The sequence below is a fragment of the Rufibacter roseus genome (assembly GCF_001647285.1).
Classification (GTDB): Bacteria; Bacteroidota; Bacteroidia; order Cytophagales; family Hymenobacteraceae; genus Nibribacter; species Nibribacter roseus.
In genome coordinates, this window is record NZ_LRML01000014.1 from 101,929 (window position 1) to 117,020 (window position 15,092).

Genomic DNA, 15,092 nt, shown 5'->3' on the forward strand with positions numbered 1-15,092 from the left:
CTGATACTCGCCATGCTTACCACTTCTTAAACACGAAGAACACTGCCAGCACCAACAAAACAAATCCTACCACATGGTTCCACGCCAGGCGCTCTGATTTAAAGACATATACCGATACCAAAGTAAACACAGTCAGCGATATTACTTCTTGCAGTGTCTTCAGCTCGAAGAGCGAGAAAGGGCCACCGTTCCCTTGGAAGCCTATTTTGTTGGCCGGCACCTGGAATATATATTCAAAGAACGCCAAACCCCAGCTAATTAATATAACGCTCACCAGCCCCAGCTTCTGCAACCAGGTTATTTTCTTGAAATACAGGTGCCCATACCAGGCAAAAGTCATGAACAAGTTAGACAGGCTGAGCAACAAAATAGTATAGATTGGCTTCATACAGTAAATTTAAAAGAACTGGTAAGTTAACAGATACTTTCAATCCTTCTGATACCAAGGCACCTAACTTACCTATACCCAGCACCAGTAAATAGCTGCAGGCTTCTTCTACTTATTAGCCAGACAATGCAACATGTAAGCCCGAGCTCCTTCTTAACTATCACAAAATAATTACCCCCTCTCCTACCTACAGCAGGTTTTGACGCGCCCAACAAAGTTTAATCCTTACAAATACTATTTAACAACTATGCGCCGGCGTTATAACTGGTAGGGTGAACAGTTCAGGCATTCCTTTGAATTCTTTGAAAGCAGATGGTACGTCTATCTTCGCTATGCCAGATACAGACGGAGGCAGTTATAAAGATTTCATGGACATTGACGCTGACAATGATGGTATTCTGGACTTTCTTGAAGCTCAGGCTGCTTCTATAGGCAAAGTAGGGGAAGGAAAGCTGGCCTCTACCAAGCAGTTGGAGATAGGCGCAAACCAGCAGGTTGACCAAAGCAGTTGGCGGCCGGCTCTTACATAATGAGAGTAAGCGGAGCGGATTTCGAAAACACCACCAGGGTGGTCAAACAGTAGCAGAAACTACCTATATAAAAAGAGCGCGGCACCTGAGGGGTACCGCGCTCTTTTTATATAATCACAGGCGCCTATCCTGTTTTGGGACTGTTTTCCTGAAAACAGGCCCAAAACACGAATCTGTTTTCTACTCCTCGTCTTCCAAATAGTAATCACCCACGTGGCCTTCAGCAGACTCATCACTGAAACGGGTAATGTCTTTCATGAAATTGTCATGAATCTCTTTGATCTTAGGCGAGGCGCTTACGTGTCTTTTCAGGATTTTAGCAATCTGGCTGGCCTCCTCTAAATAGAACATGTCATCTACCACTTCATCTTTTTCTGAGTCAATCTGAAGCAGCTCGGCTTGCAGGTCCATCATGGCAGGGTCGTCCTCGCCATACATGATAAGAGTACCATGCAGCTTGCTAAGCATCTCGTTAAAAAGCTCTCCCTCGTACGGCAGGTTTACTTCCTCGTCATCGTCTAAGCCAACACTGCCCTTGCCGCCGCCAAGTTCATCGTCGTCATCGTCAAAAGAGAATTCGTCATCAAAATGGCTGTTGTTCAGATCGTCGTCGTCGTAGCCGTATTCGTCGTCGTAATTGGTGCGTGGTGCCATATCTTTGTCTGTTTTAGCTTCTAGTTAAATTGCCGCCCGAGGGTGCAGTTTCCGTTTTTACGCATCTAGGACCTAAAGTGGTTAGGAGATACACAAAACTTTTTGCTTAATATTTACCTATTGCGTTTTTGGCTTGTTTTCGCAAAAATAGCCGAAAAACGATACGCACCACCCTGACCCAAAAAATTTAACACAGCTCATCTGCACGGGCCAAACAGCGTATACCTTTAGAGCAACTATCGCTTTTTTATAATGAACACTTCGCCAGATATTTCTTCTTTACTCCACGCCCAAAAAGCATATTTCACGTCAGGCCATACCAAAGGCCTTGCGTTCAGAAAAAGCATGTTGCATAGGCTGGAGCAAGTAATACGGGCAGAAGAGCAAAATATTATCTCCGCACTGGCTTCTGATTTCGGAAAGCCTCCTTTTGAAACCTATGTCACTGAAATTGCCATTCTGCTTTCTGAGATTAAGTTTCTGCAAAAGCACCTGGGCAAGTGGATGAAGCCGAAAAAAGTTAAGGCCAGTTTGCTGAATTTCCCTTCCAAAGATGCCATTTACCCAGAACCTTACGGCGTGTCTCTGATTATCGGGGCCTGGAATTATCCGTTTCAGCTCACCTTATCACCTTTGCTCGGAGCCATGGCGGCTGGTTGTTGCGCAATACTGAAGCCTTCAGAACTTACGCCTGCCACCAGCCAGCTCATTGCCAGAATAGTGCAGCAGCATTTTCCGGCTGAGTACATAACCGTTGCCCAGGGAGGAGCTGATATAAGTCAGGCCTTGCTGGCACTGCCCTTTGACAAAATCTTTTTCACGGGAAGTGTACCTGTTGGCCGAATTGTAGCCCAAGCGGCAGCTAAGCAACTAATTCCGGTAACGTTGGAATTGGGCGGCAAAAGCCCGTGCATCATTGATCAAACTGCTGATTTAAAAATTACCGCCAAGCGGATTGTCTGGGGAAAATTTCTGAATGCCGGCCAAACCTGCGTAGCGCCAGACTATTTGCTGGTGCAGGAGAAAGTGGTGCAGCCACTGTTGGCCCAATTGCTAGAAGCCATTCATGAGTTTTACGGCCCTGACCCCGCCGCCAGCCCAGACTATGCCCGCATCATTAACCAAAAGCATTTCCAGCGGCTAACAAGTTTATTGCAAAAGGCAGAGGTGTACCATGGCGGGCAAGCCAATGCTGATCAACTCTACCTGGCGCCCACAATAGTGCAAAATGTTAGCTGGCAAGACCCAATCATGCAGGAAGAGATTTTTGGGCCAATTTTGCCGGTGCTGTCTTTTAAAAGCTTGCCGGAGGCTATTGCCGAAATAAAGGCCCGACCTAAGCCGTTGGCTCTTTACTTTTTCTCAAAAGATAAAACCGCACAACAGGTAGTGCTCACCCAAACCTCTTCTGGTGGGGTTTGCCTCAACGATACTATCTCTCATTTAGCCAACCCCCACCTGCCCTTTGGCGGCGTAGGCGAGAGTGGGCAAGGCAACTACCACGGCAAGGCCAGCTTTGAAGCTTTTTCTCATTTTAAAAGTGTGCTGAAAAAGCCTTTCTGGCCAGATTCCGCCTTGCGTTACGCTCCTTACGGAAACAAAATAAACTGGGTGAGAAAGGTGTTTAAGTGGCTGTAGAGCATAGATGGTTTTCTCACCAGAATCGATAGCTACGTCTAATACACATGCTTCTCCGGATTTGGGATCAGGTTCAGGAAGTCTTTGCTTGGGTTAAGGTATTTATTTTTATCTAAGGTAAAATAGTAGGCTCCCTTCTTAGAGCTCTCTTTTTCCTTCTCATCTAACCTGATCAGAATTCCGGCCGACAACACTTTCCGGCTGAAGTTACGCTTGTCAAAGCTGGTTTCATAGAGGCCTTCGTACAGCGCTTGCAGCTGCGGAAGGGTAAATTTTTCAGGGAGCAGCTCAAACAGAAGCGGGTGCATGGCTGCCTTGTACCGCAGGTACTTTTTTGCGGTGTCTACCATGTCATCATGGTCAAAGATTAGCTTGGGCTTGTCTTGCAGCAGAAACCAATCGGCGTTGTACTCATGGATGATCTGCTTTTCGTATTTATGAATGTCAATCAAAGCTACAAAAGCAACGGAAATGGTACGCTCCACTGGGTCACGGCCAGGTGCACTGAAGGTATGAATTTGATCTAGGTAAACGCCCTCCAGCCCAGTCAGTCTCTTCAGAATGCGCTGTGCTGCTTCCTCCACGGTTTCCTCCGCCCAAATAAAGCCCCCCATTAAGCTGTACTTGTCTTTCTCAGGGGCAAAGCTTTTTTGAGCTAGTAGTATTTTAAAATTGTTCCCGTCAAACCCAAAGATAATGCAGTCTACTGCTACCAGCATTCGGGTTTGCCCTTTGTAACTTCTGATTTTCAAAGCTGGAGAATTAGATGTGTAACTGGTTTATCAGAGCAAGAATCACGTTTTGAGGCTCTTTTCTGGAAAACAGCGCAAAAACAGGCCTTGCACATGTACCTTGAAATGGGTGAATTACCTCACCTTAATGCATACCTGATGCCAAGTTAAGAATTGTGCTGCACCTGAAAAAATGAAATGCAGTAGACCTCACACTTTCGCTGCCTTACTTTTGAACAGAGAACTTGTAAACAGTGGCCGTTTTATAGGTTTCGCCGGTTCTTAACACCGCTGAAGGGAAATGTGGTTTATTAGGCGAATCTGGAAACAGCTGTGTCTCTAGGCAGAAAGCCGTACGGCGTGCATCTTTAGCTCCGCTTTTCAGCGTGCGCTCCCCTCTCATAAAGTTGCCCGTGTATAGCTGCACCCCCGGCTCTTGCGTGAACACCTCCATCAGTATACCGCTTTGGTCGCCTAAGGCCGAGGCGGCAAAAGCCAATTCTTGCCGAGGCTCTTCTGCTAAAACAAAATTGTGGTCATATCCCTGGCCATGCTGCAGTTGCTCATGCTCCTGTTCAATTCGCTCTCCAATGGCAGTAGGCTGGGTAAAGTCAAATGGGGTGCCCGCCACAGGTGCCAGCTCACCAGTAGGTATAGAGGTTGCGTCTATGGGTGTAAATTGATCAGCCTTTATCTGGAGCACATGGTTCAGGATAGAGCCACTGCCTTCGCCGTTGAGGTTAAAATAAGCGTGGTTGGTGAGGTTGACTACGGTAGTCTTGTCTGTAGTGGCGGCATACTCAATGGTCAGTTCATTATTGTCTGTCAGAGTATAAACCACCATGACCGTCAACCCCCCCGGATAACCTTCCTCCATGCCTTGAGACACGTAACGCAGGCGCAGCGTCTGCTCGCTCAGCTGATCAGCCTCCCATACCACTCTGGAAAAGCCTTTGTCTCCGCCATGCAGATGATTGGGTGCGTTGTTGGTTGCCAGCCTGTATCCTTGCCCTTCCAGGGTAAACTTACCGTTGGCTATTCTGTTGGCGTAACGCCCTACCGTGGCGCCATAATATGAGTCTTCTCCTTCTGCAAAAGTTTGCACGTTATCATGCCCAATCACCACATCCACCAGCTTCCCGTTTTTATCAGGCACCCATAGCCCTACTAAGCGCCCGCCATAGTTGGTGATGGCTGCCTGTAAGTTGTTTTTGTTCTTCAGCACAAATAAATCTGTCCTCTTGCCGTCAATGGTCTGCTGAAAGTTTTCCCGCGCCGGGATGTTTGCCTCTGGAGTGCTCATGTGAAAGAGTGAATGGTTGAATGTGTGATTGAGTGATTGGGTAAAATTAAAAGGCTAAGCCATTTCATAACGCATAGGCTGCCACTATTCCGTCTTACGCCAAACCAAGCGCTGCGTTTCTGGGCTAAAATGGGAAAAACAAGCCAAAAACAGAAATCGCACCCCCACATATTCCAAATCACTTCATTGCTTCTCTTTACATGAATGTTGATTTACTTGTAATTACTGCTATGCATAACAACCTTAAATGTATGGACACTACTTAGAAGCAAAGAGAAATGGCGCGTGCAGCCCATAATTTTTGCAATTCCACACACCTTCTTTTTCTTTTAGAAAGAGTGTTTACCAGCGGAGCATAAGAAAAGAATTTAACGCTTTACAGCCTGCACTGGCTCCTGCGGCGGACTCACCAGTTTTGCAAGCGTCTCATTATACTTGGCGTGGGTGGTGCCCATCCATTCATCCCAATACCGGAAATACAACCCATAGTTACCTTTGAAGAACTTGTGGTGCATATTATGGTTCGTAGAAGTGTTCAGCCAGCGGCCCAGGCTACTGTTTACGAGCCAATGAGGGTAAATTTCATACCCCAGGTGCCCGTATACATTGTATACCGTCATAAAAAACAGAAACGCCACAATGGCCAGCGGGTGAATTGGAATAAGAAACGCCACTACAAAAATAATTCCGCCCTCTACTACTGCTTCTAAAGGAGAAAATGAAAATGCTGCCCAAGGCGAAGGATTCACTGATTTATGATGCGTAAGATGAAATGCTTTAAATAGTTTGGGATGATGCATGAGCCGGTGTGTCCAATAAAAATAAGCGTCATGAATCACCAGTGCCAGCACAATGCTAAAAGCAAAATAACCCCAACTGTATGCATGCACATCAGTATAAATTTGTGTGTAAGGCAGCACCCATTCCGCAGAAAGCACAACACCGTATGCCGCAAAAACCACGAAGGTGAAGAACGAGTACCCTACTTCACGCATATAATCTTTCCGCTTTGGAGAAAGCGCCTGAATTTTACGGCCTGCGAACTTCTTGGGCAACAGAATATAAAACACCAAAAAGGCAACACCGGCTATAAAAACATACCTTGCCGCTAGCACAGAATACAAAAGCCAAAATTGAGCATCCACAGGTAATTATATTTAAGGTTAATAGCCTCTCAAAATTATAACGCACCTACTACCCTCAAAAGTTTTCTTGCTTATACAGAACCAACCCTGCCCCATAATTTTCTATCGGGCTGGTCTTATAAAACTATATTTAACTTTATCATGCAAAACAGGTTGGCTTTAGGCTTTCTCAATAATGTGGAAGCTTTATTAGAATCAACCCACTAATTCCTGTTCTTCTTCACAAATGCTTTCAAAGTATTACTGATTTGGAGCCAATTTCTGTAAAAGAGGCCAAAAACGCCCCAAGTAAAATTCACTAGTTTTGGGCAACCTGTGGTTCATAAGCAAGCAGCGCTACGCATTTGAATGCACGCGTTTTAAGTATTACTGTTGCTATATATGAAGCTACACAGCAACTAGAAACTACTGCAACACATGGAAGTCTTGGGCTACATAGCGGCATTGATCATAGGCCTTTCGTTAGGACTGATTGGCGGCGGCGGCTCAATATTAACGGTGCCGGCGCTGGTGTATTTACTGGGCCTGAGCCCAGTAATCGCCACGGCCTACTCACTTTTTATTGTGGGTTTGACTAGTCTGGTAGGAAGCTACAAGTTTTACAAAAAAGGGCTGGTGAGCCTGAAGACTTCCCTGGTATTTGGACTACCCTCTATTGTGGCGGTGTACGCCACGCGGCGTTACATAGTGCCCGCCATTCCAGGCAGCATTTTTACCCTAGGCGACTTTGAAGTAACTAAGGGAATTTTGCTCATGCTGTTGTTTGCGGTACTAATGGTGTTTGCCTCCGTCAGTATGATTAGAAGAAACCCCAAACCCAAAGTAACCGCAGACGAAAACGCAGACACTGTTATCTTAGACCAAGGTACTGCATCAATAAGACAGGTTGAGCCGAAATTCAACTACGCCGGTATTCTAGCCGAGGGTGCCATTGTAGGCACTCTTACTGGTTTAGTGGGTGCGGGCGGTGGTTTTCTGATTATTCCGGCGTTGGTGCTTTTCTCAAAGTTAGACATGAAAATGGCCGTAGGCACCTCACTGCTCATTATTGCAGCCAAATCACTGCTAGGGTTTGTGGGCGATATCTTCAACTATGACATTGACTGGTCCTTTTTAGCTATCTTCTCGTCACTTTCTATTGCGGGAATTTTCATCGGCTCCTTTTTATCGGCTAAAATTCATGCCGATAAACTGAGAACTGGGTTTGGCTGGTTTGTACTGGTCATGGGCGTGTACATCATTGGCAAAGAGATTTTCTTTTAGAAAAGCTCCATAAACTTGTGTGACCATAAACAATGCCTGGGCTTTGCAGCTATGGTACCTTTGCATTAATAGAACTGAAATATACTGAACAGCTATGTTAGTAGAACAAATATATACCGGTTGCCTGGCACAGGGCGCTTATTACATTGAAAGCAACGGCGAAGCCGTCATCATTGACCCGCTGCGCGAAATACAGCCCTATTTGACCAAGGCTGAAAGTCGCGGTGCTAAAATTAAATACGTGCTGGAAACTCACTTCCACGCCGACTTTGTGAGTGGCCACGTTGATTTAGCCAAGGCAAGCGGCGCCCAAATTATATTCGGCCCCAACGCCAACCCCACGTACGAGTCTTACATTGCCCAAGACGGCGAAGAACTGAAAGTAGGCAACCTGACCATTAAGGTGCTGCATACCCCGGGGCACACCATGGAGTCTACTACCTACCTGCTTAAAAACGAAAGCGGCAAAGATTACGCCCTCTTCACCGGCGACACTCTTTTTATTGGAGATGTAGGCCGCCCTGATTTGGCTGCCAAGTCAGACCTGACGCGGGAGCAGTTGGCCGGCCACTTATATGATTCGCTCCGTACTAAGATTATGCCTTTAGCCGATGACGTGCTGGTGTACCCTGCCCACGGGGCCGGAAGCGCCTGCGGCAAGAACATGAGCAAAGAAACCTTTGACACGCTTGGTCATCAGAAAGAAACAAACTACGCCCTGCGCGCCACCATGACCAAAGAGGAGTTCATAGAAGAGGTAACCCATGGCCTCACCCCGCCGCCCAGTTACTTCCCGCTGAACGTAATGCTCAATAAGCAGGGCTATGACAGCATTTCTGAGGTGCTGGAGAAAGGTCTGCAGGCCTTAGAACCCGAGGCGTTTGAAACAGCAGCCAACGAAACCGGCGCCTTGGTGTTGGACACGCGACATCCTGAAACATTTGCCCAAGGCTTCATCCCGAACTCTATCAACATTGGTATTAATGGTGGTTTCGCGCCGTGGGTGGGCACTTTAATACCAGACATAAAGCAGCAGATTCTGCTCGTAACTGAGGAGGGCCGCGAGGAAGAAGTAGTAACTCGCCTGGCCCGCGTGGGCTACGACCATACCATCGGGTACTTGAAAGGCGGTTTTAAGGCATGGCAGCAAGCGGGCAAAGAAATGGATACCGTTGAATCTATTTCGCCGCAAGAATTTGAGCAGCGCTACAAGCAAAATCAGAAGCTGCCCGTAGTGGATGTGCGCAAGCCCAGTGAGTTTCAGGCGGAGCACATCACCACCGCCAGTAACGCCCCGCTCGACTACTTAAATGATCATCTGGCCGAGCTCCCGAAAAAAGAGACCATGTACCTGCACTGCGCAGGCGGCTACCGCTCCATGATTGCGGCTTCCATTCTGAAAGCACGTGGATTTGATAAAGTGGTAAACGTACAGCAAGGCTTCAAAGGAATTTCTGAGACATCGGTGCCCAGAACTGCTTTTGTTTGCCCCTCTACTTTATAGCGCATGCTGCTGCTGAAGAAACCTTGGAGCTGTTTTGAAGCTAGTAACAGTTATACTTTCAGGATTCGGCTTGAGGCAAGGCAGTCCCTGCCCCTACAGTTGTTGTATTATCTAAAATAATAGAGTTATGCTAGAAACACTTAGTGGGCCATGGCATTGGTTTGTTTCAGGGGCAGTAATTGCTCTGGTGCTGGTGCTGCTGCTATTTTTTGGGAAGTCGTTTGGCTTTTCCTCCAACCTCAGGGTTATTTGCGCGGCCTGCGGGGCCGGTAAGGTTAATTCGTTTTTTGACTTCAACTGGAAAGCACAAACCTGGAATCTACTGTTTCTGGTGGGGGCCATTCTAGGCGGATTTATTTCCACTACCTGGTTATCTGACGGCGAGCCAATACAAATATCGCAGGCCACAGTTCAAGATATTCAGGAGCTGGGATTTGCCGCCCCCCAGGATCTACAGCCACAGGAACTTTTCGGATCTGAGGCTTTATCTGACCTGAAGACGGTTTTGGTACTGCTGGTAGGTGGGCTGCTCATTGGCTTCGGCACCAGATACGCCGGCGGTTGCACCTCTGGCCACGCCATCAGCGGATTGTCAAACCTGCAGTTGCCCTCGCTCATTGCCGTCATTGGCTTTTTCATTGGCGGGCTCATCATGACATTCCTATTGCTACCTCTTATCTTTTAAATTACTTACTGGGCGCTACTTCACTACCCAAATCACCCATAGCCATGAAAGGACTGAAATACATTTTAACTGGCATTCTCTTCGGCATTGTGATGAGCAAATCAGAAGCCATTTCCTGGTACCGCATTCAGGAGATGTTCCGGTTCCAGGGCTTTCATATGTACGGCATCATCGGCACGGCCGTAATACTAGGCGTGACAGCGGTATGGCTCATCAAAAAATACAACCTCCGCGATTTTCAGGGTAATCCTATTCTGTTCAAGCCCAAAGAAAAATCAGTGCCGCGTTACCTGATTGGTGGCATTATCTTTGGGTTGGGCTGGGCCTTGGTGGGTGCCTGCCCCGGCCCCTTGTTTGTGAACATAGGTCATGGGTTTTGGCCAATTTTGATAGCCATTGTAGGGGCAGTGGCTGGTACATTTCTGTACGGCTTAGTTAGATCCCGTCTTCCGCATTAGACTAGCATTCTCTGTTTTGGGTCTGTTTTTCGGAAAACAAACCTAAAACAGAGGCTTCAGAGAAGTGGCTCTATCCACAATTCATAATTAAATAGGAGAAATCATGAGCAAACAGAGGTTCTCACTCAAGAACATACCGGGCTGGGTAATCATTTTAGCCGTATTTGGTCTATTATATGCCACTGGGCTACATACAGAGGCTATTGGGCAAGTGCAGCGCCTCCTACTAGCCTCCGGTTTTAAAAAAGCAGACATTCCAATGGCGGTTGAAACCAACACACCCGTTTCCTTTTCCAGCGCTATCTCCCCCCTTCCTGCTCCTAAAATGGTAGGTACTGGTTTTAAGATTACAGGGCTAGATGGAAAAACTGTCAATTTTGAGACTCTGAAAGGCAAAGTGATTTTTCTGAACGTTTGGGCTACTTGGTGCCCTCCGTGCGTGGCTGAAATGCCAAACATCCAAAGCCTCTACAACAAGTTATATTCAAACAAAATTGCGTTTGTGATGCTATCAGTTGACAGAGGCGGCATGGGCAAAGTCAAGAAGTATATCGAAAAGAAAGGCTATACCTTTCCGGTATACCTGCCCCACAGCAATTTCCCAGAGGAATTCCAGAGCCCCTCAATCCCCACCACCTATATTATTTCACCCGAAGGTAAAATAGTAGCCACTCAGGTAGGCATGGCGGCGTATGACACCAAAGAAATGCGTGAATACCTGCTGCAGCTTGCCAAGTAGCAGGGCACCTGTAAAAAATTATTCATTTCTGTATACTGAATGGCACACAGTTCAACCTGTGCTTTTCTTCTACCCAATAGTGCAGACAGGCTAAATACTTTTTTAAGTGACCAGCTATTCAAGGTGCTTTTTCCTTTGGTTATCAGGCAATTAAAAAAAGTGTCTCAGCCTCTCTTCAGCTGCTCATTAAGATTACAAGCAAATATTGCATTATATCCATAACTTTAAGTAAATATTAACAAAAGAGCAGGAACTAATATTTTTTTATTTAAAATTGAATAATTAACAGCAGCACAAATACGTCTCCCCCACCGTATTTCCGCTGAAGCTATGTTGTATGAAGGCGTAGTCTCTCCTCAAGAATGAGCAGAGGTTACCGTTTCTAATATATTACGGAAGGCATGCGTGGGTTCAAATCAGCTGAATATCTGTACTTTTTCATACTACTGCAACTTGCTAGCTTTACTGTTGCCTCAGCCGCTTCTGCCAACACACCTTGGTATGAGGCTGGCTATGTAACCCAAGTGTGGGACAATAAAAACGGGCTACCTCAGAATGCGGTTTTTGAAGTAAAGAAAGACAAGGCAGGCTTTATCTGGGCTGCCACGGAAGATGGATTAGTTCGGTTTGACGGGCATACGTTTGCAGTTTTCAATGAATCTACCCTTCCTGACCTCTCCTCTAGCATGTTTTATGCCATTGCTCCATCAAAAAATGGAGGTATATGGGCAGCCACTGACCATCAGTTGGTATACATAAGCCAGCATAAGACTACTGTTCTTGATGTCTCCACTAGTATTTTAAACACCCGTATCACAACATTGGCAGAAGATCCTGCCGGAAGAATTTGGGTAGGCACTGTTTCAGGCCACTTACTTTATGTTGAAAATGGCTCCGTTAAGCAGCCTAAATTCTGGAAATTAGCAGAAAAACGCTCTATTCAATCTATCTCTTCTGGCCCTAACGGTTTATTGGTTGGCACCAACGCAGGATTGTATCAACTAAACCACAAGACCCAACAGCCGCAGAACATTAAAGGGTACGAGGACAAGTACATCAGAACACTGGCTCATGCCCCAGACGGAACCATTTGGATTGGCACTAAAGAGCACGGTGTCTTTCACCTGGCAGGTTCTAAAGAAACAAACTACACTATGAAAGAAGGGCTACCAGAGCTCTTTATTACCGCGTTAGCCATTGCTCCTAATGGGCAAGTGTGGGCAGGAACCCTTACCTCTGGAGTGCACCAACTACAGGACGGAAAGTTTCAGCCTCTAATAGCGAATGGCTTACCCCCTGATGGGGTGCGAAGCATTTTGTTTACCGGCAGAGACATGCTCTGGTTGGGTACCGCCGCCTCTGGACTGGTACAGTTGAAACCAGCTCAGGTGCACATGCTGTCTCCCAGATTCAAGCTGGCCAGCGAAATTGTGCTGCCTATTTATCAGCACTCCTCCGGTGATGTATGGGTGGGGACCGCTGGTCAGGGTGTTACTAAAATCTCAAAAGGCAAGTCTTTGCATCTTAATCATAAGCAAGGCTTAGCATCTGATTTGATTCTGTCTATCGGTGGAACCAAAGATGCCGTATACATAGGCACTCCAAATGGTTTGAACCGGTTTAATTTACAAACAGGAAAAATAGACCAGCACTTCACCCAGGCAGACGGTTTGGCCAGTAATTTAGTACAGGCTATCCTGACTGATGCCAGCCAAACTGTATGGATTGCCACCCGCTCCGGTGGAATTCACACGCTTCATCCTGAAGGAAAAATTTCAAGCCTGCCTATACCTTCTTCTTTTTCTCAAACTGATTTCGTTAGCGCTTTTGAAGACCAACACCATAACAAGTGGTTTGGGAGCAGAGGTGCTGGCGCACTATGCATAACCCCTAGTGGAAAAATAACAGCATACCTTCCTAGCAAAGGTTTACCCGCCAATATCATTAATTGCTTTTACCAAGACAAAAGCGGCACCATCTGGTTAGGCACTGAAAAAGGATTGGTCTTCATTAACGGTCAAAAGTTCACTCTTATAAACAAGAAGAACGGTTTAGCCTTCAATGATATCTACCAGATCTTAGATGACGGTTTGGGTTCCGTTTGGCTTAGTGGAGCCTATGGCATTCAGAGAATAGCCACTTCTGATCTGGAGAAAGCGAAGTCAGGTAATTCTGGAAAAGAGACCATTCAGGCACAATTGTACAACCACGCTGATGGCATGCGTAATGCTGAAACCAACGGAGGAGTTTTTCCGGCAGGCACCAAAATGCAAGACGGCAGCCTATGGTTTCCTACAGTAGAAGGAATAGCGATAATAGACCCTGTTCAATTGAATGAAGCTCCTTACACAGCCAACATTCACATACAGACCATGCGTTTTGCCAATGAGTTGGTAGACTTGTCTAAAAACGTTTCACTTCCGCCTGGGGTTCATACCGTAGCAATTGACTACACCAGTATCAACTTCTACAGCCCCAATGAAATCAATTTCCACTACCGATTGAAAGAGGTTGACGAGGCATGGGAATTGGCAGGTCAAAGAAGAACTGCTTATTTCTCATCTTTAGAGCCCGGCAATTACACGTTTGAGGTAAAAGCAGAATTGAACGGCACCTGGTCTGAAACAAGGCAACTTCACTTTACTGTTGAGCCATTCTTCTACCAAACATTGTGGTTTAAATCTGCTTTACTCCTCCTGTTGTTCGTGGCTGGATATACTGCCAAGAAAGTACTGGCCCAGCACCAACAAGAAGCGAAACTTGTAGCGCTGGTAGAGGCACGCACCAAAGATCTACAAGTCAGCAACGACCGTTTTAGCCTAATAAACAAAGCCACTTCAGATGTAATCTGGGACTACGATCTTATACAACATGAAATGTATTGGGGAGAAAATCTCACCCGCCACTTTGGTTATTCTCCAGTGGACATCAAAAGTAACTTCAACTTATGGATGGATAACCTGCACCCCGAAGACTACCACAGAGTAACTGATACTTTTTTCAATGCTATTGCAGGAGATACCACTATCTGGTTTGCTGAATATCGTTTCCGGAAGGCGAATAATGAATTTGCCTACGTCAATGACCATGGCTACATTCTACGGGATCAATCTGGCAAAGCCGTTAGAATGCTAGGAGCCATGCAAGATGTCACCAAGCTAAAGGAAGAAGAAGAACGGCTGAGACTATTGGAGTCAGTTATCACCCATGCCAACGATGCGGTACTCATTACAGAAGCCGACCTGTTAAACGAACCGGGTCCTCGCATTATCTACGTTAATAAAGCGTTTACAGAAATGACGGGGTACTCTGCCTCAGAAGTCTTTGGCCAGTCGCCGCGGATGCTACAAGGCCCTAAAACCGACAGGCTTACGCTTAACCGGTTACGAAACGCTATTGAAAATGGCGAGGCTTGTGAAGTAGGCGTTATCAATTACCGAAAGAACGGAGAAGAGTTTTTTGTCAACATCAACATCTCTCCTATCACTGACAAGCAAGGGCACATCACTCATTTTATTTCTATTCAACGGGACTTCACCGAGCGACAAGAGTATCTGAAGGCCATTGAAATGCAAAACGCCCGCCTCCGCGAAATCACCTGGATCCAGAGCCATGTGGTTAGAGCCCCGTTGGCCCGTATTTTAGGCTTGATCAATTTATTACAAGACAATACTTCTCAGGTAGACCAACAGACGTTGTTCTCCTATATCAAATCCTCTAGCGTTGAACTTGACACCATCATAAAAGACATTGTCAGTAAAGCTGAAAGTGTGGATAAAGACCAGGAAGTACAGGAGGTGTAGATCTAAGCCGTAAACCTGTGTACCTGTACGATAAAGCTAGTTGGAGCAAAGAAGAAGTGATCTAGCCACATAGCAAACCAAGTCCTTTACTAAGCAACAAGGCATAAATGGAAAAAGGATAAACCAGTTCTAGAACTGGTTTATCCTTTTTCCATTTATGATTAACTATCAAACTTTTTTATTCATGGTTTGCTAACGCTACTGGAACTCCAGAGTTACCTTACCACCAGCCTGGCTGTATGCGCCACCCC

13 protein-coding genes are annotated in these 15,092 nt (G+C 46.2%); 8 read left to right on the plus strand and 5 right to left on the minus strand.

Annotated features, from left to right (window positions below):
• Nucleotides 1–16: 16 nt before the first annotated feature.
• Complete coding sequence (locus A8O23_RS17550) at nucleotides 17–388, minus strand: DMT family protein (protein WP_066624117.1); 372 nt, start codon at nucleotides 386–388, stop codon at nucleotides 17–19.
• Nucleotides 389–681: 293 nt separating this feature from the next.
• Here A8O23_RS17550 and A8O23_RS17555 point away from each other — a divergent pair, with 293 nt between their 5' ends.
• Nucleotides 682–918, plus strand: coding sequence for a hypothetical protein (locus A8O23_RS17555; protein WP_153042264.1), 237 nt, complete (start codon nucleotides 682–684; stop codon nucleotides 916–918).
• Nucleotides 919–1,098: 180 nt separating this feature from the next.
• On the opposite strand, the gene A8O23_RS17560 is transcribed toward A8O23_RS17555, so the two are convergent.
• On the minus strand, nucleotides 1,099–1,572 hold the full coding sequence (locus tag A8O23_RS17560; RefSeq protein WP_066624123.1) for a hypothetical protein: 474 nt from the start codon (nucleotides 1,570–1,572) through the stop codon (nucleotides 1,099–1,101).
• A gap of 252 nt (nucleotides 1,573–1,824) precedes the next feature.
• On the opposite strand from A8O23_RS17560, the gene A8O23_RS17565 reads away from it, so the two are divergent.
• Nucleotides 1,825–3,210: an aldehyde dehydrogenase gene (locus A8O23_RS17565; RefSeq protein WP_066624126.1), complete on the plus strand. Its 1,386-nt coding sequence runs from the start codon at nucleotides 1,825–1,827 to the stop codon at nucleotides 3,208–3,210.
• Nucleotides 3,211–3,248: 38 nt separating this feature from the next.
• On the opposite strand, the gene A8O23_RS17570 is transcribed toward A8O23_RS17565, so the two are convergent.
• The 3 genes from A8O23_RS17570 to A8O23_RS17580 all read right to left on the minus strand — a co-directional run bounded on the left by A8O23_RS17570 (nucleotide 3,249) and on the right by A8O23_RS17580 (nucleotide 6,389).
• Nucleotides 3,249–3,962 (minus strand): NUDIX hydrolase, encoded by a 714-nt coding sequence (locus tag A8O23_RS17570; RefSeq protein WP_377130524.1) that lies wholly within the window; start codon nucleotides 3,960–3,962, stop codon nucleotides 3,249–3,251.
• A gap of 205 nt (nucleotides 3,963–4,167) precedes the next feature.
• Complete coding sequence (locus tag A8O23_RS17575; RefSeq protein WP_066624136.1) at nucleotides 4,168–5,244, minus strand: aldose epimerase family protein; 1,077 nt, start codon at nucleotides 5,242–5,244, stop codon at nucleotides 4,168–4,170.
• A gap of 368 nt (nucleotides 5,245–5,612) precedes the next feature.
• A complete protein-coding gene (locus A8O23_RS17580; protein WP_066624138.1) occupies nucleotides 5,613–6,389 on the minus strand; it encodes a sterol desaturase family protein in 777 nt (258 codons plus the stop codon).
• Nucleotides 6,390–6,806: 417 nt separating this feature from the next.
• Between A8O23_RS17580 and A8O23_RS17585 the strand changes: the two genes are divergently transcribed.
• From A8O23_RS17585 to A8O23_RS17610, 6 genes are all read left to right on the plus strand, one after another.
• Nucleotides 6,807–7,652, plus strand: coding sequence for a sulfite exporter TauE/SafE family protein (locus A8O23_RS17585; RefSeq protein ID WP_066624140.1), 846 nt, complete (start codon nucleotides 6,807–6,809; stop codon nucleotides 7,650–7,652).
• Nucleotides 7,653–7,746: 94 nt separating this feature from the next.
• Nucleotides 7,747–9,156 (plus strand): MBL fold metallo-hydrolase, encoded by a 1,410-nt coding sequence (locus tag A8O23_RS17590; RefSeq protein WP_066624143.1) that lies wholly within the window; start codon nucleotides 7,747–7,749, stop codon nucleotides 9,154–9,156.
• A gap of 127 nt (nucleotides 9,157–9,283) precedes the next feature.
• Entirely contained in the window at nucleotides 9,284–9,841 is a 558-nt protein-coding gene (locus A8O23_RS17595; RefSeq protein WP_066624146.1) for a YeeE/YedE family protein, read from the plus strand.
• Nucleotides 9,842–9,885: 44 nt separating this feature from the next.
• On the plus strand, nucleotides 9,886–10,299 hold the full coding sequence (locus A8O23_RS17600) for a YeeE/YedE family protein (RefSeq protein WP_066624148.1): 414 nt from the start codon (nucleotides 9,886–9,888) through the stop codon (nucleotides 10,297–10,299).
• A gap of 103 nt (nucleotides 10,300–10,402) precedes the next feature.
• Nucleotides 10,403–11,038, plus strand: a complete 636-nt coding sequence (locus A8O23_RS17605; protein ID WP_066624150.1) for a TlpA family protein disulfide reductase — start codon at nucleotides 10,403–10,405, stop codon at nucleotides 11,036–11,038.
• Between the two features lie 401 nt (nucleotides 11,039–11,439).
• Nucleotides 11,440–14,841: a two-component regulator propeller domain-containing protein gene (locus A8O23_RS17610; RefSeq protein ID WP_066624152.1), complete on the plus strand. Its 3,402-nt coding sequence runs from the start codon at nucleotides 11,440–11,442 to the stop codon at nucleotides 14,839–14,841.
• Nucleotides 14,842–15,092: the final 251 nt, after the last annotated feature.

Bases quoted from the DNA above. Each gene is read 5' to 3' on its own strand.
- A8O23_RS17550 (WP_066624117.1), bottom strand. From the start codon at position 388: ATGAAGCCAATCTATACTATTTTGTTGCTCAGCCTGTCTAACTTGTTC.
- A8O23_RS17560 (WP_066624123.1), bottom strand. From the start codon at position 1,572: ATGGCACCACGCACCAATTACGACGACGAATACGGCTACGACGACGAC.
- A8O23_RS17565 (WP_066624126.1), top strand. From the start codon at position 1,825: ATGAACACTTCGCCAGATATTTCTTCTTTACTCCACGCCCAAAAAGCA.
- A8O23_RS17575 (WP_066624136.1), bottom strand. From the start codon at position 5,244: ATGAGCACTCCAGAGGCAAACATCCCGGCGCGGGAAAACTTTCAGCAG.
- A8O23_RS17585 (WP_066624140.1), top strand. From the start codon at position 6,807: ATGGAAGTCTTGGGCTACATAGCGGCATTGATCATAGGCCTTTCGTTA.
- A8O23_RS17590 (WP_066624143.1), top strand. From the start codon at position 7,747: ATGTTAGTAGAACAAATATATACCGGTTGCCTGGCACAGGGCGCTTAT.
- A8O23_RS17595 (WP_066624146.1), top strand. From the start codon at position 9,284: ATGCTAGAAACACTTAGTGGGCCATGGCATTGGTTTGTTTCAGGGGCA.
- A8O23_RS17600 (WP_066624148.1), top strand. From the start codon at position 9,886: ATGAAAGGACTGAAATACATTTTAACTGGCATTCTCTTCGGCATTGTG.
- A8O23_RS17605 (WP_066624150.1), top strand. From the start codon at position 10,403: ATGAGCAAACAGAGGTTCTCACTCAAGAACATACCGGGCTGGGTAATC.
- A8O23_RS17610 (WP_066624152.1), top strand. From the start codon at position 11,440: ATGCGTGGGTTCAAATCAGCTGAATATCTGTACTTTTTCATACTACTG.